At 66.9% G+C, this 19701-nt stretch carries 11 protein-coding genes and 2 pseudogenes; 8 read left to right on the forward strand and 5 right to left on the reverse strand.

The genetic code is table 11. From position 1 onward, the window contains the following. Positions 1–38 precede the first annotated feature (38 nt). Complete coding sequence (locus BCR55_RS24625) at positions 39–743, reverse strand: TagK domain-containing protein (protein WP_244104661.1); 705 nt, start codon at positions 741–743, stop codon at positions 39–41. Positions 744–1225: 482 nt separating this feature from the next. Between BCR55_RS24625 and tssH the strand changes: the two are divergent. The 3 genes and pseudogenes from tssH to icmH form a co-directional block, all read left to right on the forward strand. Next, positions 1226–3583 (forward strand): annotated as a pseudogene (tssH, locus tag BCR55_RS24630) (type VI secretion system ATPase TssH); the annotation flags it as partial. Next, positions 3573–7076 (forward strand): annotated as a pseudogene (tssM, locus tag BCR55_RS24635) (type VI secretion system membrane subunit TssM); the annotation flags it as partial. The pseudogenes tssH and tssM, both read left to right, overlap by 11 nt. Before the next feature lie 19 nt (positions 7077–7095). After that, positions 7096–8313, forward strand: a complete 1218-nt coding sequence (gene icmH / locus BCR55_RS24640; RefSeq protein ID WP_006403147.1) for a type IVB secretion system protein IcmH/DotU — start codon at positions 7096–7098, stop codon at positions 8311–8313. Between the two features lie 370 nt (positions 8314–8683). On the opposite strand, the gene BCR55_RS24645 is transcribed toward icmH, so the two are convergent. Continuing rightward, entirely contained in the window at positions 8684–9082 is a 399-nt protein-coding gene (locus tag BCR55_RS24645; protein ID WP_006403148.1) for a DUF3331 domain-containing protein, read from the reverse strand. Between the two features lie 45 nt (positions 9083–9127). Continuing rightward, positions 9128–10420, reverse strand: a complete 1293-nt coding sequence (locus BCR55_RS24650) for an NAD(P)/FAD-dependent oxidoreductase (protein ID WP_006409847.1) — start codon at positions 10418–10420, stop codon at positions 9128–9130. A gap of 148 nt (positions 10421–10568) precedes the next feature. On the opposite strand from BCR55_RS24650, the gene BCR55_RS24655 reads away from it, so the two are divergent. Continuing rightward, the gene (locus BCR55_RS24655) at positions 10569–11222 is read left to right on the forward strand and encodes a TetR/AcrR family transcriptional regulator (RefSeq protein WP_065496307.1); all 654 of its coding nucleotides are present in this window, start codon (positions 10569–10571) and stop codon (positions 11220–11222) included. Between the two features lie 33 nt (positions 11223–11255). On the opposite strand, the gene BCR55_RS24660 is transcribed toward BCR55_RS24655, so the two are convergent. After that, positions 11256–12167: a LysR family transcriptional regulator gene (locus tag BCR55_RS24660; protein WP_065496310.1), complete on the reverse strand. Its 912-nt coding sequence runs from the start codon at positions 12165–12167 to the stop codon at positions 11256–11258. Positions 12168–12275: 108 nt separating this feature from the next. Between BCR55_RS24660 and BCR55_RS24665 the strand changes: the two genes are divergently transcribed. Beyond that, on the forward strand, positions 12276–13037 hold the full coding sequence (locus tag BCR55_RS24665; protein WP_065496754.1) for an SDR family NAD(P)-dependent oxidoreductase: 762 nt from the start codon (positions 12276–12278) through the stop codon (positions 13035–13037). A 39-nt stretch (positions 13038–13076) separates the two neighbouring features. On the opposite strand, the gene soxR is transcribed toward BCR55_RS24665, so the two are convergent. Further along, positions 13077–13556, reverse strand: coding sequence for a redox-sensitive transcriptional activator SoxR (gene soxR, locus BCR55_RS24670; protein WP_006396726.1), 480 nt, complete (start codon positions 13554–13556; stop codon positions 13077–13079). A 79-nt stretch (positions 13557–13635) separates the two neighbouring features. Here soxR and BCR55_RS24675 point away from each other — a divergent pair, with 79 nt between their 5' ends. The 3 genes from BCR55_RS24675 (at position 13636) to BCR55_RS24685 (ending at position 19497) form a co-directional block, all read left to right on the forward strand. Further along, positions 13636–14838, forward strand: coding sequence for an efflux RND transporter periplasmic adaptor subunit (locus BCR55_RS24675; protein WP_065496312.1), 1203 nt, complete (start codon positions 13636–13638; stop codon positions 14836–14838). A 67-nt stretch (positions 14839–14905) separates the two neighbouring features. After that, positions 14906–18025 (forward strand): efflux RND transporter permease subunit, encoded by a 3120-nt coding sequence (locus BCR55_RS24680; RefSeq protein WP_254661859.1) that lies wholly within the window; start codon positions 14906–14908, stop codon positions 18023–18025. Beyond that, complete coding sequence (locus tag BCR55_RS24685) at positions 18022–19497, forward strand: efflux transporter outer membrane subunit (RefSeq protein WP_065496314.1); 1476 nt, start codon at positions 18022–18024, stop codon at positions 19495–19497. Before BCR55_RS24680 ends, BCR55_RS24685 begins: the two co-directional genes overlap by 4 nt. Positions 19498–19701: the final 204 nt, after the last annotated feature.

The following is a 19701-nucleotide window of genomic DNA, read 5'->3' on the forward strand; positions in this document are numbered from 1 at the left end:
ACGCCGCGTGGCCGCTGTATCGACGAAGACGAGCATCGTCATGCCGAGTCCTTGCGCAAGGGGGCGGCGAGCGGACTGTCCACGGAGAGCGCGTGGTGCTCGCGCCGGGTCAGCGGCGGCAGGGCGGCGGCGCCGTGCGCGGCCTCGGCATGAAACTCGGGCGGCGCGAACAGGCGCAGGATTTCCGGAACGGCTCCGTCATCGGTCATCGCTTCCGCGTGTCTGTCCAGATGACCGAAGGCATCCTCGATCGTGAGATTGCCGGACAGGAACGTTTCGATCGAGTCCGAATGCCGCTGGCTTTCGCGGGCAGGGAGGTCGTGCGCGTGATCCGGCGCGATCTCGGCCGTGAGCGTGTCGTCCCCCGATGGGATCCATGTCGAAGCGGGCGGTGCGTCAGGGTCGGCGAGGGCGCGCCAGTACTGCGCATGCAGTGCGTCGATCAGCGCATCGGTGTGACCGGATTCGATGTCGGCCGTGTTCTCGGCGGCGTGCGCCCGCGTAGCGCCTTCCCGGGTGCCGATGCCGAGCAGGCCGAGTATGTCGTCGTCGGCGCGCGCGCAATCGAGGGTGCCGTCCAGCCGCAATGCTTCGGCAACGGACTCCCGATGTGTTTTCTCCGGCGCGGGTGCGACGAGCAAGGTGTTCGATCGACGATGCCGGGACAGGCGAAGGAAGCGCATGAACGGGTTCGATTTGCGAAAGATCGGGAAATAAAACGAGAGTATCGATGAATCTTTCATCTCAAAAAATACCCAGTCAACAAAATGTCGCGGGGTGACTTAAAAATCGATCGTTAAATAATGCAACGCCGAAAAGGAAATGTGATTCGAATCAAAAGATTGGTGTCTTTTTTTCATGTTCCGTATGGTGTTGTTTCGTTGTTTATCTCGAAATAACAACGAGTTGAAGGAATGGCTCACCCTGGCGCGGTGAGTGGCTCGTACGAGTCCGATAGATGGCTTGCGAATGCGCTCGACGCGATGAAATATAGGATTTGTACGAATTTGAATTAAATTTAATCGACTCGATTAATGCATTGACGTATTTATTTTTTCGTGTTGATAATTCGGCTCCTGATTCGAGTCGGCCGTTTTTTTTGAATCGGAGAGAGAGAAGCGTGTTTCGAGCGATCGAGATCGCGTCCGGCGTGGCGACCATCGAGGAGTCCTCATCGCCATGACGGATTCGTTCGCAACACGCTAACGAACAAAACCGGACCACCATGAACGTTTCACGCCAGACCTTGTTCGGCAAGCTCGGGGTCGAGCTCTACCGGGGAATCGAATCGGCGACGCGTTTCTGCAAGCTGCGCGGGAACCCGTTCGTCGAACTCGTCCACTGGCTGCACCAACTGCTCCAGCAGCCGGACGGCGACCTGCAGCGGATCGTGCGCCATGCGGATATCGATCGCGATGCGCTCGAGCGCGACCTGGCGCGGGCGCTGGCTGCGCTGCCGGCCGGCGCGAGTTCGATCAGCGATTTTTCCTGGCACATCGAAACGGCCATCGAGCGCGGCTGGGTGCTGGCGACCCTCGGCCATGGCGATCGTCGCGTGCGCGGCGCATGGCTGATCGCAGCGCTGGTCTCGACCCCCGAACTGCGGCGCGTGCTCCTCGCCATTTCCGCCGAGTTCGGCAAGATCCCGGCGGCCAATCTTGGCGACGTGCTTCCCGCGTGGATCGACGGGTCGCCGGAGGCGTCGGACGAGCCGTACGATCGCAGCAAGCTGGCGCCGGCGCTGCCGGGCGAGGCCTCCGGTGCCGTGTCGGACGCGCCGAAGGGCAACGCGCTCGAGCGGTATTGCCTCGATCTCACCGCGCGAGCACGCGCCGGCGAAATCGATCCCGTTATCGGCCGCGAACTGGAAATCCGCACCGTGATCGACGTGCTGCTGCGTCGGCGGCAGAACAATCCGCTGATCACTGGTGAGGCCGGTGTCGGCAAGACCGCGGTGGTGGAGGGGTTGGCGCATGCGATCGCCGCGGGCAACGTGCCGCCGAATCTGGCCGACGTCAAATTGCTGAGCCTCGATGTCGGCGCGCTGCTGGCGGGCGCCAGCATGAAGGGGGAGTTCGAGGCCCGCCTGAAGGACGTCCTCGAGGCCGCAGCACGCTCGGCCGCCCCCATCATCCTGTTCGTCGACGAAATCCATACGCTGATCGGCGCGGGTGGACAAGCCGGCACCGGCGACGCCGCAAACCTCCTGAAACCGGCGCTCGCGCGCGGCACGATCCGCACCATCGGCGCGACGACCTGGGCCGAATACAAGCGGCATATCGAGAAGGATCCCGCGCTGACGCGGCGCTTTCAGGTGTTGCAGGTCGCGGAGCCGTCCGAAGCGGCGGCGGCCGACATGGTGCGCGGCCTCGCGTCGACGTTTTCGTCGCATCACGGCGTCGTCGTGCGGGACGAAGCGATCCGCGCTGCAGTAACGCTGTCGCAGCGTTACATTCCGTCCCGTCAATTGCCTGACAAGGCGATCAGCCTGCTCGACACCGCGTGCGCGCGCGTCGCGCTGTCGCAGCACGCGACGCCGCGCGAACTCGACGACGTGCGGCAGCGCCTGGCTGCCGCGCGCACCGAAGAAACGCTGCTGGTACAGGAGGCCCGTATCGGTCTCGATGCGGACAAGGCGCTGCATCGCGTGCGCACGCGCATCGACGCACTGGCGACGGAAGAAGCGGCACTCGCGGATCGCTGGCGCGCACAGGCGCAGGCCGCTCAGGCGTTGCTTTCCGCGCGCGAAGCCGCGATCGCGGGCGAGGCGGGTTCGCCGGTATCGCTCGACAGCTTGCGTGAACTCGAACGGACGCTGGCCGCGCTGCAGGGCGATGCGCCGCTCGTCTTTCCCGAAGTGGACGCCGCCATCGTCGCCGAGATCGTCTCGGACTGGACCGGCATCCCGGTCGGCCGCATGGTCACCGACGAGATCGTCGCCGTGCGCCGCCTTCCGGAAACGCTCGCGGCACGCGTGATCGGGCAGAGCGATGCGCTGAACCTGATTGGCGAGCGCGTGCAGACCGCGCGGTCGGGCCTGACCGATCCGAACAAGCCGCTGGGCGTGTTTCTGCTGGCGGGGCCGTCCGGCGTCGGCAAGACCGAGACGGCGCTGGCGCTGGCCGAGGCGCTATACGGCGGCGAGCAGAACCTGATCACGATCAACATGAGCGAGTATCAGGAAGCCCACACCGTGTCGGGCCTGAAAGGCGCGCCGCCCGGTTATGTCGGCTACGGCGAGGGCGGCGTGCTGACCGAAGCGGTGCGCCGGCGGCCCTACGCGGTCGTGTTGCTCGACGAGATCGAAAAGGCGCATCGCGACGTGCACGAAATGTTCTTCCAGGTGTTCGACAAGGGCTACATGGAAGACGGCGACGGCCGCCATATCGACTTCCGCCATACCACCATCCTGCTGACGAGCAACGCCGGCGCCGAGCTTAGCGCGAGCCTGTGTGCAGATCCGGCGCTGTCACCGGATCTCGACGGCCTGCGCGACGCGCTTGCGCCGGAATTGCTGAAGGTATTCCCGGCGGCGTTCATGGGGCGTGTGACCGTCGTGCCGTACCGGCCGCTCCGGCAAGACCAGCATCCTGATGAACGGCGGGCTGGCATTTCCTGTTGCCGAGCAGATGCTGCGCGCAGCCGCGAAACCGGCTGCCGATGCCGCCGCGGTGGATTGGTGGCTGACGAACGACGCAGTGCTGATCGACACGACCGGCTACTACACGCGTCATGGCACGTCGACGGCCGCGGGCGCCGATACACGCGTCGCAGAGCAAGACAAGCCGGCAGCTGACGTGCCCGACAAGGATGCCGCCAACGCGCAGGCGAGCTCGGAACGTTCCGCCGATGGCACGCAACAGAGCGCACCCGCCAAATCGGAGGCGGCGGCTGGCTCGAAGTCGAGCGTCGATGTCGTACGGCGTGCTACCGACGGGCGCGACCTTCCGCAGCAGATCGATCGCGCGGAATGGTTCGGCTTTCTCGGCCTGTTGCGTCGACACCGCCCTCGCGCGCCGATCAACGGCGCGTTGCTGACGGTCGATCTTGCGACGCTGGCAAGCGCGGATGAACAGACGCGCGTCGCCGAGGCTGCGGCATTGCGCGCAAGGCTGGCCGAACTGAGAGAGGAACTGGGCGTTCGCTTCCCCGTTTACCTGACGATCACGAAGATGGACCGCCTCGCGGGCTTTGCCGAGTATTTCGGGACGCTCACGTCCGAGGGGCGGGCGCAAGTCTGGGGTTTCACGCTTCCATACGGCAAGGAAACGGTTGCGAAGGAAGGGCTGCGTGCGCGTTGTCACCACGAACTCGCGCAACTCGTGCAACGGTTGACGGGCTCGATCGATACGCATCTGCAGGACGAATACGACCTGACCAAGCGTCGAAAGCTTGCCGCGTTGCCTGAGGCGTTTTCGGCACTGCTCGAACCGCTGCTCGACTTGATCGACCGCGTATTCCTCGATTCCCGCTACGACAATACGCAGCTTCATTCGACGTTGCGCGGCGTGTATTTCACGAGTGCCCGGCAACAGGGCAGCGAGATCGTGGCGGAACGCCATACGGTCGTTCAACGTCTTCTGTCGACCGAGAAGCCCGCCGCGGTCGCACCGTCGCGCGCGGAGGGGAACCAGGGATTCTTCCTGCACGATCTGCTGACCCGTGTCGTGTTCCCCGAGGCGCATCTCGTGAGCCCCAACCTGCGTTGGGAATATCGCTACAGGTTGTTGCGCCTGATCGGCCACACGCTGGCGCTGCTGCTGTTCGTCTGGCTGGCGACCGGTTTGCGCGTGAGCTATGGCAACAACAGCGATTATCTCGACGCGATGGGCCGCAAGGCGCAGGCGCTTGCCGCCCGCGTCGCGGCGCTGTACAAGACGCGCGAACTGCAAGCCGTGCCCGACACGTTGACCGAGGCGCGCAATCTGCCCACGTTTTCGGGGCTCGACCTGTCCGATCCGGACAGTGCATGGCGCTACGGTCTGTACACGCCGACGGACATTGCCGCCGAAAGTCGCCGCACTTACGACGTACTGGAAGACAACCTGCTGCTGCCGCAGATCGTGCATCGTCTGGAAGACGTCATGTCCGGTGCGATCGCGAACAAGGATGCAAAGGCCGCGTACGACGCGCTTCGCGTATACCTGATGCTCTACGACAAGGCGAAGTTCAATGCCGGCGACGTCAAGGCATGGGTACTCGACGACTGGGCGAAGAACGACAGCGCCGCCGCTTTCGGCGGCAGGGCGTCGATGATCGAGCACGTGCAACAGCTCTTCTCCGGGGAGCGTGTCGTGCAGTCTTCGCTGATCCGCAACGACGCGCTGGTACGGCAGACGCGCGCGTTCCTTGACGGCAGCAATGCGACCGATCGTCTGTACCAGCGCGCGAAGGCCGCGATGCTCATGGAAGCACCCGACGAGTTCACGTTGCTGCGCGCGGTCGGCCCGCAGGCCGGAACGGTGTTCACGCGAGCGAGCGACGCGCCGTTGTCGCGCGGCGTGTCGGGTCTCTTCACGTTCGACGGCTATCGGAATCTGTTCGACAAGCGACTGCGCGAGTTCGTGCAACTCGCACGCGACGACGACGCTTGGGTGATGGGGCGGTCGTATCTCGGCGAGGCTCAAAAAAAAACGGCTGAGATCGTCAATGGCGCGGCCGGTGCGGACGACGCGTTGACCGACGCCGTTCGCCGCGAATACCTGACGGAGTATGCGCAACAGTGGGCGGCGTTTCTCGACGACATCCGGACCGTGAGCGGCACGAGTCTCGCGTTCAATCTGAAAGTGCTGCGCAGCTTCGCGGCGCCCGATTCGCCGCTTGCGCGTCTTGCCCGTGCCGCAGTGCGCGAGACGACGCTCACGCAGCAACCGGTTGCGTCGAACGGTTCGCTGTTGCAAAAGGCGGCCGACCAACTGAACCAGAAAGCCGACAAGGCGCTTGGCATTCGAGCCTCGGAGCGTGTCGAGCGGGAACTGGTCGACAATCGTTTCGCGGCGTTGCGCGAGGTCGTGACGGGAAGCGCCGATGCACTGCCCGACGCGCACTCGGCCGGCACCCGGGCGGACAAGACGGGACTCGACGGCGTCGTCAATCTGCTGAACGACTACTACACGGCGCTGACCGTCGCCGATAACGCGCTGTCGAACAACAGCATGCCGCCGGCGAGCGACACGGCCGCGAAGCTCAAGATGGCCGCCGACACGATGCCTGCGCCGTTCCGCGCGATATTGCTCAAGCTCGCGGCCGACGGGTCGCGCGAGGTCAATCATGGGATCGGCCAACTGTTGTCGCGCCAGATGCAGGCGGTAGTCGGCGATACCTGCCGATTGACGATCGAAGGAAACTATCCGTTCTCTCCGGACAGCCAGCGCGACGTCGGAATCGACGACTTCACGCGCGTGTTCGCACAGGGCGGCGTGATCGACGATTTCTTCGTGAAGACGCTGGCGCCGTTTGTCGATACGTCCGCGAAACCGTGGCGCTATCGAACGCTGCCGGGCGCGACGGAACCCGTGCAGGGGCCGAGCCTGGAGCCGTTCGAGCATGCGAAGGCGATTCGCGACATCTTCTTCAACGATCCGGACCACAAGCAGATGACGTGGAAGGCCGACATCCGCGTTCCGGAGCTCACGCCGACGATCATGAGCCTGTCGCTCGACATCGACGGGCAGACGACGCTTTACCAGCACGGTCCGGTCGCGCCGTTCCCGATTGCGTGGCCGGGGCCGCGCGGCGGCGCGCACGCCGAGATCACGGCCAGCCCGCGGATCCGGCCGGACACATCGACGATTTCCGCCGATGGGCCTTGGGCGTTGATGAGGCTGCTGCAGAAAGGCAAGGTGATCGCGACGGCCACGCCGGGCCGCACGCGTGTCGCGTTCAGTTTCGACGGTCGCGAAGCGGTGCTCGACGTCGCAAGCGCCGGCAGTGTCGCGAATCCGTTGACGAGCGATGTGTTGAAGACGTTCCGGTGCCCCACCTCGATGGCGACGTTCAGTTTGCCGGACAGCGGTCCGCCGCCGGGATTGCCACACGGCATGTTGCCGATGAACGCCGGAAGCGTTTCCCGTTGAATCGTGAGGGGCGATCAAGATGAGTCTGATCACAGCCGATCCGCAAAGCCAGGGCGGGAGCCTGGCGTTGCCGTCCGTCGCGACGAGGCTCAAGCGGGCGGAGCAGTCGGTCAACCCGCTGCTCGAAGCGGCGCGCGTCCTGTTGAGCGCGTTGGCGGATACGCCCGATGTGCTCGATGCCGATTCGGTAGCCCGGCGGCGACGGTGGCTCGAGCATGAACTCCGGCTATTTGCGCGGCTCGGCGCTGAACTCGGGCTCCCGCCGGAGCATATCGGGAGCGCGAGCTATTGCCTGTGTTCGGCGCTCGACGAGTCTGCGATGCAGACGCGTTGGGGCAAAGGAGAGGCAACCGGCGTCGCATGGGAAGTCGATGGGCTCGCCGCGGCGATGGGTCACGATCGTCAAGGCGGCGACCGCGTTTTCGAGCTGATCGACGAGGCGTTATGCAGCCCGCGCGAGAACCTTGATCTGATCGAGCTGTACCAGAACATCCTCGATCTCGGCTTTCGCGGGCGTTATCGATTCGAGCGCGACGGACAGCAACGCTTGAAGCGCGTTCGCGAGCGCGTGCACGACGTGGTCGTGACGGGCGGGGTGGGCGCGAATTTCGCAAGGGAGCCGCTTCGACAATGGCGGCGGACGGTCGACCCTTGTGTGCGTCCATTGGCGATGCGGCGATCGTCGCGCGTCGGGGCTGTCGTCGCCATAACCGCGGCGTTGCTGCTCGGAGCCGCCGGATATGCCGCTGTGGACCGTTGGGTCGTCTCGAGAGAGGCGCAACGCCTGTCGCCGTTCGATGCGCTGGCTCGCAATCTGGAACGGCGGCTCCGTGACGAAGTCGCAGCAGGGAATGTCGAACTGATCCGGGATCCCGCACACCATGTGTTGACGCTCCGCTTTGCCGGCATGTTCGTACCGGGCGCGGTAACGGTGGCCCCTTGGGGTGCTTCCGTCGTGGCGTCGGCTGGGCGGGAAATTGCCTCGATCGCTGAAGGTGCGGTCGTCCGGGTAGTGGGATACGCGGACAGCGCGCCGGCCGGGTCCGCGCGTCAGATCTCCAATCAGGCAATTTCCGAAGCACGTGCTGAAGATGTCGCCCGCATTCTTGTCGCGGCCGGCGTACCGGCGCATGGCCTCCGCGTGGAAGGGCGCGGGGATGCAGACGCGTTGGCGGACAACGGTACCGAGTCGGGAAGGGCGAGGAATCGTCGCGTCGAAGTCATCGTCGCGGAATAACGCGGGAAAACGTGGCGCTGGCGATTCTCCGCGATCGATACCATATCGAATGCTATTGATCGTCGGTGTCGATGCGCTGGTCGACTCGAGCCGGGAGGCCACGAACGCGGCGGGTAGGCCGATCGCGGGCGCGGCGACCGCGAATGCGAGATGATGCCGGGAGCCGAAGCCGAAGCCGAAGCCGAAGCCGAAGCCGAAGCCGAAGCCGAAGCCGAAGCCGAAGCCGAAGCCGAAGCCGAAGCCGAAGCCGAAGCCGAAGTCGAAGCCGAAGTCGAGGCGCGCTGCGACGAACTGACCCATCGCGCGCATCGCATCACGGCCGCCCGAGCGCGGGCAATCAGGCCATCAGACCTTCAAGGCTTCACGCCATTTACGCCGCTTCGGCGGTGCGAGCCGCATCGAGGCACGTCGCCAGCACCATTGCAGCCGCATTCCCGGGCGTCGATCCAAGCAGTTGCGGTGCATAAACGCTATCGCCGATCTCGATCGGCTGCCCCGACAGCGCACAGACGCCCCGCCGCCGCGTCGTAAACAACCGCCACTTCTGATACCCATAATGCCCGGTACACGCATCTCGCCACGAAATCATCGCGGTGTCCGGCGTCGGCCGCTCGAGTACGCTGATCGTCGGCCGGCTTGCCGGCTCCCACGGCGGCAGCCGGTCGCGCGTCACCGTGCGTCGCCGCGGCGCCTGCCAGGACGCGGGCGGCGTGTCGAAGCTGCCGATCTCGGCGACGGTTCTGATCCAGGATGCTGCACTGTTGTCCATGTCTGTCTTCCTCGAAACACTACGCGATGCCGGGCGCGCGCGGCATCAGGACAGGCGGATGCGCGGCTGCACGCAGCCGTTGATGCGTTCGGCGATCCACAGCATCGTGGCCTTGCGGAACCCGTGCAGCGCCTGCTGGTGCCGCCGGTACAGCATCAGGTGGCTGAGCTGTGCGAACCGCCCGCGAATGAAGCCGCCGCGAAAGAACCCGAACTGCCCGAGCGTGCCGAACGCGTCGTAGTCGCTCAGCGATACGAGCGCACCGAAGTCGTGGAACGCGAAAGCCGGCATCGGCTTGCCGTCGAGCCATGCCGGCAGGTGCTTCGCCAGATGTTCGGCCTGCTGCGTCGCGACCTGCGCGGTTGGCGGCAGCGGCCGCTCCTGGCCGTCGGGCAGCAGGCTCGCGCAATCGCCGATCGCGAAAATGTGCTCGTCCGCCGTTGCCTGCAGCGTCGGGCCGACGACGATCTGGTTCGCGCGGTTCGTGTCCAGGCCGCCGAGAGCCTGCATGAACTCGGGCGCTTTCACGCCGGCCGCCCACACCATCAGGTCCGCTTCGGCAAACGAATCGTCGCCGTAGTGGAAGCCGTTCGGGGCGGCCGACGTCACGCGCGTGGACGTCAATACCCGGAAGCCGATCCGTTCGAGCTGTTGCTGCGCCGACGCGGAGATCTTCGGCGGAAACGCGGCGAGGATGCGCGGGCCGCTTTCGAGCAGCGTGAGCTGCAGCCGCTCGCGCACCGTTGCATCGCCGTACGCCTGCGCGACTTCGAGCAGCCGGCTCAGTTCCGCCGCGAGCTCGACGCCGGTTGCGCCCGCGCCGACGATCGCGACGCGCAGCGCTTCGTCGCGCGCCACGCTGCGAAACACCCGCATCCGCAATGCTTCGTTGAAGGCTTCGGCCTGACGCTGGCTGTCGATGAAGTAACAGTGCTCGCGCACGCCCGGTACGCCGAAGTCGTTGGCCTGGCTGCCGAGCGCGAGGATCAGCACGTCGTATTCGAGTTCGCGCGCCTCGAGCACCAGTGCGCCGTCCTGCGAACGGATCTCGCCGAGCCGCACGCGCCGACGCCTGCGGTCGAGCCCTTGAAGCTCGCCGGGCTGATACGTGTAACCGTGCTCGCACGCATGCGCGACGAAGATCACCTGCTGTTGCTGCACGTCGCGCGTGCCGGCCGCGATCGTGTGCAGCATCGGCTTCCACACGTGGGTCGGGCTGCGGTCGACGACGGTGACCTGCGCGCGGCCGGACTTGCCGAGCCGCTCGCCCAGACGCGTGGCGAGCTGCAATCCGGCGATCCCGCCGCCGACGATCACGATGCGAGTAGGGGTTGTCATGAATAAATCATCACGTGATGAATAATGTATGATCCTAGCGCTTTCCGGCTCCGGGTGTCAACGGAGTGGAGCGGGCGCCCGTTTTTCTGATCGCATGAAACGGGGGCTGAACACCGGCGATCGAACCACTCGACAGGAGCGGCAACACGTGGTTGAAGTTACTGAGCGCGCGTCATCGAAGCGGCGCACGCGCGGGCGGCCGTCGGCGGGCCAGACCGTCGGGCCGGATGTGATCTTGCGCAGTGCGCGCCGCACGTTCGCGAAGCGCGGCTACGACGCGACGAGCGTGCGCGAAGTCGCACGCGAACTTGGCGTCGACGCGGCGCTGATCGCCCATCATTTCGGCTCGAAGGAAACGCTTTGGCTGGCCGTCGTCGAACAGATCGTCGAACTGGCCGAACCGATGTTCGATGCGCTGCGCGCACTGCGCACGTCGTCGCTGCCGCATCGCGAGCGCGTGCGGCGTGCGATCGAGCTATGCGTCGATCACGAGTTCGACGAGCCCGACATGGGTATGTTTTTTTCAACGGCGGCGACCGAAGAGGGCGCGCGGCTCGACCGGCTGCAGGAGCGGCTGGTGCGCCCGTATCACGACGCGATGGTGCCGTTGCTCGACGAGGCGATGCAGGCCGGCGCGATCCGCCGGACCGATCCGAACGTGCTGTTCTTCATGGTCGCAAGCGCGATCGGCATGACCGTTTCGTACAGCCACATGGTGCTCGAGTACACGGCGCTGCCGACGCGACAGGCCGAGTTCAAACGGACCGTGCTCGAAGTCGCGCTGAATCTGCTCGGCGATTGAGCGTCACGCGCGTCACGCGCGTCACGCGCGCGCTCACGTCGCCGCGATAAGCCCCAGCTCGCGCACCGCGTGCCGCGCCGTGTCGCGCAAGGCATCGACGAGCGGCGACGACGTGCGATAGGCGAGCGCCAGTTCGTACGGGAGCGGGCAGCCGGCGCCCTTCAATTCGCAAAACGTAATGCCGGGCGGCTGCACCGGCACGAACAGGCGCGGCATCAGCGCAACACCGATACCGCCGGCGACGAGCCCGGCCGTCGTCTGCATCTGACGCGGCTGCTGCACGACGCGCGGCGTGAAGCCGGCCTGCGCGCACGCGCTGACGATCCGCGCATGCATGCCTGGGCCGTGATGCGCGGCAAACAGCACCCACGGTTCATCCGCCAGTTCCGCGAGCGCGATGCGCCGGCGGTGCGCCAGCCGGTGTCCATCTGGCAGCGCGGCGACCATGCGGTCGCGCAAGAGCGGCTCGATCTGAATGTCGCCGGCATCCGGCACGGGCAACACGACAAGCCCGGCATCGGTGCGGTCCTGACGCAGCGCCAGCACCTGCTCGGCGGTCGTGCCTTCCTCGAGCTGGAAATCGACGTGCGGATGCCGCTCCTGGAACGCGCGCAGGATCGGGGGCAGCAGTGCATTGACGGTGCTGTCGACGAACCGCAACCGCAGCGTGCCGCCGAGGCCCGCACCGGCACGGCGGGCTGCGATCATCGCGCGCTCGGCCTGCTCCAGCGCGCGCCGCGCTTCGAGCAGGAACGCGTCGCCAGCCGGCGTGAGCGCCGTGCCGCGATTGTCGCGGGCGAGGAGCATGACGCCGAGTTCGTCCTCGAGTTTGCGGATCGCTGCGCTGAGCGGCGGCTGTGCCATGTGCAGGCGCTCGGCGGCGCGCCGGAAGCTGAGCGTCTCGGCGACGGCGATGAATTGCCGGAACTGGCGCAGATCGATCATGCGATACCTTCCATGTATCAGTTGATCATCGAATTCGTATTTTATCTATCGCGCGGCGTCGGCCAGACTTCCGGTGTCATTCATTATCGACGTTCGGGAGGGCAGGTCATGACAGGTATTGAACCGCAGCGCACGGCGCTGGTGACGGGCGGGTCGAGCGGGATCGGTTTCGCGATCGCGAGGCGCTTGATCGACGACGGTTATCGCGTCGCGATCGTGGCGCGCGACGCGCAGCGGCTGGCAGCGTCGGTCGCGCAACTCGGCGACGCGGCACTCGGGCACGCGGCGGACCTCAGCGTGCGGCACGACGCGGAAGCGGCCGTCGCCGCGATCGTCGCGCGCTGGCCGCGCATCGACGTGCTGGTCAACAACGCGGGCCTGACGCGGCGAGTCAGCGCCGATACGCCGCCCGACGATGCCGAGGCGGCATGGGATGCGGTAATCGAAGCGAACCTGAAGAGCGCGTTCGTCACGACGCTGGCCGTGCTGCCGCATCTGGCCGCGCACGATGCGCGCATCGTCAACGTCGGCTCGATCGCTGCGCGCGCGGGCAGCCTGCTGCCGGGCGGCCTCGCGTACGCGGCGGCGAAGGCGGGCGTCGAAGGGTTCACCGTCGCGCTCGCGCGCGAACTGGGGCCGCGCGGCGTCACGGTCAATACGGTCGCGCCGGGCTATATCGCGGATACGCGCTTTTTCGGCGACGGCGGCGTCGCGTCGGGCATCGCAGCGACCATCCGTGAGCAGACGCCGGTCGGCCGCGCCGGGCATCCTGCCGATATCGCGGATGCGGTCGCCTGGCTCGCGAGCCCGCGCGCGGCGTTCGTCACGGGCGCGACGATCGCGGTGAACGGCGGCTGGCGGGTGGGGTGACATGCCGGCCGGCGCCTGCCGTGATCCGCATCACGCACTTCATTCCGGATCGGCCGGCGGCGGATCGCCGAGCCAGCGCCGCGCGCCGGGCCCGTTGCGGCCCGCGCGGTCCTCGGGATTGGTCAGCTTGCAGCGCTTCAGCGACAGGCAGCCGCAGCCGATGCATTCGTCGAGATTGATGTAAAGCCGCTGCAATTCTTCGATGCGGCTTGCGACGCGCTGCTTCCAGCCGCGCGACAGCCGCTGCCAGTCCTTGTTCGTCGGCGCGGTATCTTCCGGCAGGCTCACGAGCTGCTCGGCGATTTCGTCGAGCGTATAGCCGATCTTCTGCGCGAACACGATGAATGCGATCAGCCGCAGCACGGCGCGCGAATAGTGACGGTGGCTCGACCCGTTCCGGTGCGACTTGATGAGTCCGCGCGCTTCATAGAAGCGCAGCGTCGAAGCCGGCACGCCGCTGCGCGCGGCGACTTCGCGGATCGACATCAGCGGCCATTGCGGGACTTCCTGGATACCCATGATGCCCTCCGGGAAAGCTTGACTTGAAGTTAACTTGAACTTTTAAGCTACGCGGCAGTTTAACCCGTCGCGAGGCAACATGCTCTCCCTCTCTTTCCGCAGGACCTCGCCGTTGGGCGCGGCCTGTGTCCTGCTGCTGGCGCTGTCCGGCTGTCACGACGGCCAGGGCGGCGCCCCGAGCGCGCCGTTGCCCGAGGTCGGGGTTGCGACCGTCGTGCCGCGTACCGTGAGGATCGCGGATGAATTCAACGGCCGCGTCGAAGCCGTCGATGCGGTCGAATTGCGGCCGCGCGTGAGCGGCTATCTGCAACGGATCCGATACAAGGAAGGCGATCTCGTCGCGCAGGGCGCGGTGCTGTTCGAGATCGACCCGCGTCCTTACCGGATCGCGCTCGATCGCGCGATCGCGCAGCAGCAGCGCGCGCGTGCCGCCGAGCACCTCGCGCGCGTGCAGCTGCAGCGTGTGCAGACGCTGATCGACGCGCATGCGACGTCGCAGGAAGAACTCGACAATGCGCGTACGGCGGCCGAGCAGGCGCGCGCCGATTTGCAGGCGGCCGATGCGGCCGTCGCCGACGCGAAGCTGAACCTCGGCTTCACCGAAGTGCGCGCGCCGATCGCGGGCCGCGTCGGCCGTGCGCTCGCGACGGCCGGCAATCTCGCGCGTGCGGACGACACGCTGCTCACGACCGTCGTATCGCAGGATCCCGTCTACGTGTACTTCGACTGCGACGAACAGAGCTATCTGCGCTACAACGCACAGCGCGCGGATCCGGCGCATCGTGCGATCGGCGCCGATCCCGTGCGTGTCGGCCTCGCGAACGAAATGGGCTTCCCGCACGCGGGCACGGTCGACTTCCTCGACAACCGGCTCGACCCGCAAACCGGCACGATCCGCGCTCGCGTGCGGCTGCCGAATGCAGACCACACCTTCACGCCGGGGCTGTACGCACGCGTGCAGCTCGTCAGCGGGCGCGAGCGGAGCGCACTGCTCGTCGACGACAAGGCCGTGCTGACCGATCAGGACCGCAAGTACGTCTACGTGATCGGCCCCGACGACAAGGCGCTGCGCCGCGACGTGACGATCGGCCGCGATCTCGATGGCCAGCGGATCGTCGAGAAGGGGCTGAACGCCGGCGATCGCGTGGTCGTCGACGGCGTGCAGCGCATCTACTATCCGGGCGCGCAGGTCAAGCCGAAGCCGCAACCGGCGCGCGCCGATGCGGAACCGGGCGGCGGCGCGCAGGCCGTCGCCGATGCCGGCGGGCCGGCCGCGCGATAACGGGAGGCATGCGATGGATTTCTCCCGTTTCTTCATCGACCGCCCGATCTTCGCGGTCGTGCTGTAGATCGTGATCTTCGCGCTCGGTCTGATCGCGATCCCGATGCTGCCGGCCGGCGAGTATCCGGAAGTCGTGCCGCCGAGCGTCGTGGTGCGCGCGACCTATCCGGGCGCGAACCCGAAGGAGATCGCCGAATCGGTGGCCGAGCCGCTCGAGGAAGCGATCAACGGCGTCGAAGGGATCATGTACATGAAGTCGGTTGCCGGGTCGGACGGCAGCCTGCAGGTCGTCGTCACGTTCCTGCCGGGCGTCGATCCCGACACGGCGGCCGTGCGCGTGCAGAACCGCGTGAGCCAGGCGCTTTCGCGTCTGCCCGACGAGGTGCGACAGTACGGCGTGACCACGCAGAAGCAGTCGCCGACGCCGCTGATGTACGTGAGCCTCTATTCGCCGGACAACAGCCGCGATTCGCTGTATCTGCGCAACTATCTGACGCTGCACGTGAAGGACGAGCTGTCGCGGCTCACCGGTATCGGCGACGTCGGCGTGTACGGCTCCGGCGATTACGCGATGCGGCTCTGGCTCGATCCGAACCGCCTCGCCTCGCGCGGGCTGACTGCGAGCGACGTGATCGCGGCCGTGCGCGAGCAGAACGTGCAGGTGTCGGCCGGCCAGCTCGGTGCGGAGCCGACGCCGAAGGCGCACGATTTCCTCGTGTCGATCAACGTGCGCGGCCGTCTGCGCACCGAGCAGGAGTTCGGCGACATCGTGCTGCGCACGGGCGACGACGGGCAGGTCGTGAAGCTGTCCGACGTCGCGCGCATCGAGCTCGGCGCCGGCGACTACACGCTGCGCTCGTATTTCAACGACAAGCATTCGGCGGTGGTCGGCATCTTCCTGTCGCCGGGCGCCAACGCGCTCGACGTCGCGAAGGCTGTGTATGCGAAGCTCGACGAGCTGTCGAAGCGCTTCCCGCCCGGCGTCGCATACCGGCCCGTGTGGGATCCGACCGTGTTCGTGCGCGAATCGATCCGCGCGGTGCAGCACACGCTGATCGAGGCGGTCGTGCTCGTCGTGTTCGTCGTGATCCTGTTTCTGCAGACCTGGCGTGCGTCGATCATTCCGCTCGTCGCGGTGCCGGTGTCGGTGGTCGGCACGTTCGCGTGGCTCTATCTGCTCGGCTATTCGATCAACACGCTGACGCTGTTCGGGCTCGTGCTTGCGATCGGGATCGTCGTCGACGATGCGATCGTCGTCGTCGAGAACGTCGAGCGCAACATCGCGCAGGGGCTGACGCCGCGCGACGCCGCGCATCAGGCGATGCGCGAAGTCTCGGGGCCGATCGTCGCGATCGCGCTCGTGCTGTGCGCGGTATTCGTGCCGATGGCGTTCCTGTCGGGCGTGACCGGCCAGTTCTACAAGCAGTTCGCCGTGACGATCGCGATTTCGACCGTGATATCGGCGATCAACTCGCTGACGCTGTCGCCGGCGCTCGCGGCGAAGCTGCTGCATCCGCACGGCGCGCCGAAGGATGCGTTGACGCGCGCGCTCGACCGCGGCTTCGGCTGGCTGTTTCGTCCGTTCAACCGCTTCTTCGAGCGCAGTTCCGATCGCTATCACGGCGTCGTCGCTCGCGCGCTGAAGCGGCGCGGCGCGGTGTTCGCCGTCTACGCGGCGCTGCTTGCGGCGACCGCACTGCTGCTGCACGCGGTGCCGGGCGGCTTTATCCCCGTGCAGGACAAGCTGTACCTGTTCGCGGGCGCGAAGCTGCCGGAGGGCGCATCGCTCGCGCGCACGAGCGCGATCACCGAGCAGATGACGAAGCTCGCGTTGCAGACCGACGGCGTCGAAATGGTACCGGCATTTGCCGGGCTCAACGCGCTGCAGGGTGTCAACACGCCGAACGTCACGAACGCGTACGTGATCCTGAAGCCGTTCGATCAGCGGCGCCGCAGCGCCGCGCAGATCAATGCGGAGCTGAACGCGCGGTTCGCGACGATCGGCGGCGGCATCACGTATGCGCTGATGCCGCCGCCGATTCAGGGGCTCGGCAACGGGTCCGGCTATGCGCTGTATCTTGAAGATCGCGCGGGGCTCGGCTACGGCGCATTGCAAAACGCGCTCGTCGCGTTCCAGGCCGCGGTCGCGAAGACGCCGGGGATGACCTATCCGGTCAGCTCATACCAGGCGAACATTCCGCAACTCGAAGTGAAGGTCGACCGGCTGAAGGCGAAGGCGCAAGGCGTCGCGCTGACCGATCTGTTCAGCACGCTGCAGGTCTATCTCGGTTCGATGTACGTGAACGACTTCAACGCGTTCGGCCGCGTGTATCGCGTGATGGCGCAGGCCGATGCCGGCCACCGGCAGACGGCCGCCGACATCGCGAACCTGCGCACGCGCAACGCGAAGGGCGAGATGGTGCCGATCGGCTCGATGGTGACGGTCGTGCCCGCGTACGGGCCGGACCCGGTCGTACGCTACAACGGCTATCCCGCCGCCGACCTGATCGGCGACACCGATCCGAAGACGATGTCGTCGTCGCAGGCGATCGCGAAGCTCGAACAGATCGCGAAGGACGTGCTGCCGCCGGGCATCACGCTCGAATGGACCGACCTCAGCTATCAGCAGGTCACGCAGAGCAATGCAGCGATCGTCGTGTTTCCGCTCGCGGTGATGCTCGTGTTCCTCGTGCTCGCGTCGCTGTACGAGAGCTGGACGCTGCCGCTCGCGGTGATCCTCATCGTGCCCGTCTGTATGTGCGCGGCGCTGTTCGGCGTGTGGCTGTCCGGCGGCGACAACAACGTGTTCGTGCAGGTCGGTCTCGTCGTGCTGATGGGACTTGCGTGCAAGAACGCGATCCTGATCGTCGAGTTCGCGCGCGAGCTCGAGATCCAGGGCAAGCGCACGATCGACGCGGCGCTCGAAGCGTGCCGGCTGCGTCTGCGCCCCATCGTGATGACCTCGGTTGCGTTCATCGCCGGTTCGGTGCCGCTGCTGATCGGCAGCGGTGCCGGCAGCGAGGTGCGCGCGGCCACCGGCGTGACCGTGTTCGCGGGGATGCTCGGCGTCACGCTGTTCGGGCTGTTCCTGACGCCGGTGTTCTACGTGACGATCCGCAAGCTCGCCGGCGGTACGCCGACCGTGTGGCACGAACAGCACGGCACGCTGGAAGGAGAGAACCGATGAGCGCCGCATTCCGATTTTCAGCGCTCGCGCTGGCCGCGATGCTGTCGGCGTGTGCGGTCGGCCCGGACTTTGTACGGCCCGATACGGTCACGGCCGCACGCTTCGCGCGCGACGCGCATCCGGCGACGCAGGACGGCTCGCCGCCCGATGCGTCGGCCGATGCCGACGCCGCATTCTGGCGCGGCTTCGGCGATCCGGCGCTGAGTGCGCTGATCGATGCCGCGCTCGCCGCGAATCAGGATCTGGCACTGGCGGTGTCGCGCTACGACGCATCGAACGCGCTGCTGTCGCAGGCGCGCTTCGATCGCTATCCGACGGTCACCGCGAGCGGCCGGATCGGCCATCAGCTGACGAGCAAGGATCAGGCGTTCGGCGCGCCGCGCAGCGAGCGCGACACGCCGATTTCGAGCGTCGGCATCAACGCCGGCTGGGAGCTCGATCTGTTCGGCCGCGTGCGCCGTTCGATCGAATCGCAGCGCGCCGAAACGACCGCGAGCGCGGCCGACGTGCGGGCCGTGCGGGTCGCGATCGCGGCCGAGGTCGCGGCCACGTACGTGGACTTGCGCGGCTCGCAGGAGCGGCTGCGGATCGCGCGTGACAACGCCGCGAACCAGCAGCAGACGCTCGCGCTCATCAATGCGCGCGTCGCCGCGGGCCGCGGCTCCGACCTCGATGCGGCGCGCGCACGCGCGCAGTACGAGGCGACGACCTCGCGGATCGCCGTCTATGAAGCGGCGATCGGCGTCGACGAGCATCGGCTCGCGGTGCTGACCGGACAGCGGCCCGATGCGCTGGTCGGTCGATTCGACGCGCCGGCCGGCGCGCCGTTGCCGACGCTTGCCGCCGACGTCGATCCCGGCACGCCGGGCGACCTGCTGCGCCGGCGTCCCGACGTCGCGGCGGCCGAGGCGCGACTGCACGCGGCGACTGCGCGGATCGGCGTCGCGACGGCCGATCTGTTTCCGCGCTTCACGCTGTCGGGCCTGCTCGGCAGCGCGACGAGCAGCTACGGATTTTTCCGCGCGGGCAGCGACACGAACCTGATCGCACTCGGCATCGACTGGTCGTTTCTGGACGTCGGCCGCGTGCGCGCGCGCATCGCCGCAAGCGACGCCGAAGCGGCGGGACAGCTCGCGCAATACCGGCAAACCGTGCTCGGCGCGCTCGAGGAGACCGAGAACGCGCTGCTGCGCGTTGCGCGCACGCGCGACGAGACCGCGCATCTGACGCGCGCGGCCGCCGACAGCGCGCGCGCCGCGCAGCTCGCGCAGACGCGGTTTTCGGCCGGTGCGATCGACTACTACGAAGTGCTCGATGCACAGCGTACGCTGCTGCAGGCGCAGGATGCGGCGGCCGACGGACGAATGCGCAGTGCCGCGTCGACGGTCGCGCTGTACAAGGCACTCGCCGGCGGATGGCCGCCTTCGGCCGGGGCGCGCGAACCGGCGCAGCGGGCCGACGCGCGGCCTTAGCGGTCGTTGCGGCGGGTGCGCTGGTCGCGGTCGCTGGGTCGCCAGGTGGCCAGGTCGTCGCAGCGGGCGCGCCGCGTGCGGACGACCGGCTCGCGCCCGCCGCCGCAGCGAACGCTCGCCCGCCATCCGGCGCGATATCCCGAGCGCGTCGTGCCGCGTGCGCGCCCGCCGGGAAAACATTGTTCTCCTTCGTCGTAAACGTCT

Source organism: Burkholderia sp. CCA53 (assembly GCF_001685525.1).
Lineage (GTDB): Bacteria > Pseudomonadota > Gammaproteobacteria > Burkholderiales > Burkholderiaceae > Burkholderia > Burkholderia multivorans.

What these genes read in the sequence shown, in the direction of transcription:
- BCR55_RS24625 (WP_244104661.1), bottom strand. Translation starts at nt 743, where the DNA reads ATGAAAGATTCATCGATACTCTCGTTTTATTTCCCGATCTTTCGCAAA.
- icmH (WP_006403147.1), top strand. Translation starts at nt 7,096, where the DNA reads ATGAGTCTGATCACAGCCGATCCGCAAAGCCAGGGCGGGAGCCTGGCG.
- BCR55_RS24645 (WP_006403148.1), bottom strand. Translation starts at nt 9,082, where the DNA reads ATGGACAACAGTGCAGCATCCTGGATCAGAACCGTCGCCGAGATCGGC.
- BCR55_RS24650 (WP_006409847.1), bottom strand. Translation starts at nt 10,420, where the DNA reads ATGACAACCCCTACTCGCATCGTGATCGTCGGCGGCGGGATCGCCGGA.
- BCR55_RS24660 (WP_065496310.1), bottom strand. Translation starts at nt 12,167, where the DNA reads ATGATCGATCTGCGCCAGTTCCGGCAATTCATCGCCGTCGCCGAGACG.
- BCR55_RS24665 (WP_065496754.1), top strand. Translation starts at nt 12,276, where the DNA reads ATGACAGGTATTGAACCGCAGCGCACGGCGCTGGTGACGGGCGGGTCG.
- soxR (WP_006396726.1), bottom strand. Translation starts at nt 13,556, where the DNA reads ATGGGTATCCAGGAAGTCCCGCAATGGCCGCTGATGTCGATCCGCGAA.
- BCR55_RS24675 (WP_065496312.1), top strand. Translation starts at nt 13,636, where the DNA reads ATGCTCTCCCTCTCTTTCCGCAGGACCTCGCCGTTGGGCGCGGCCTGT.
- BCR55_RS24685 (WP_065496314.1), top strand. Translation starts at nt 18,022, where the DNA reads ATGAGCGCCGCATTCCGATTTTCAGCGCTCGCGCTGGCCGCGATGCTG.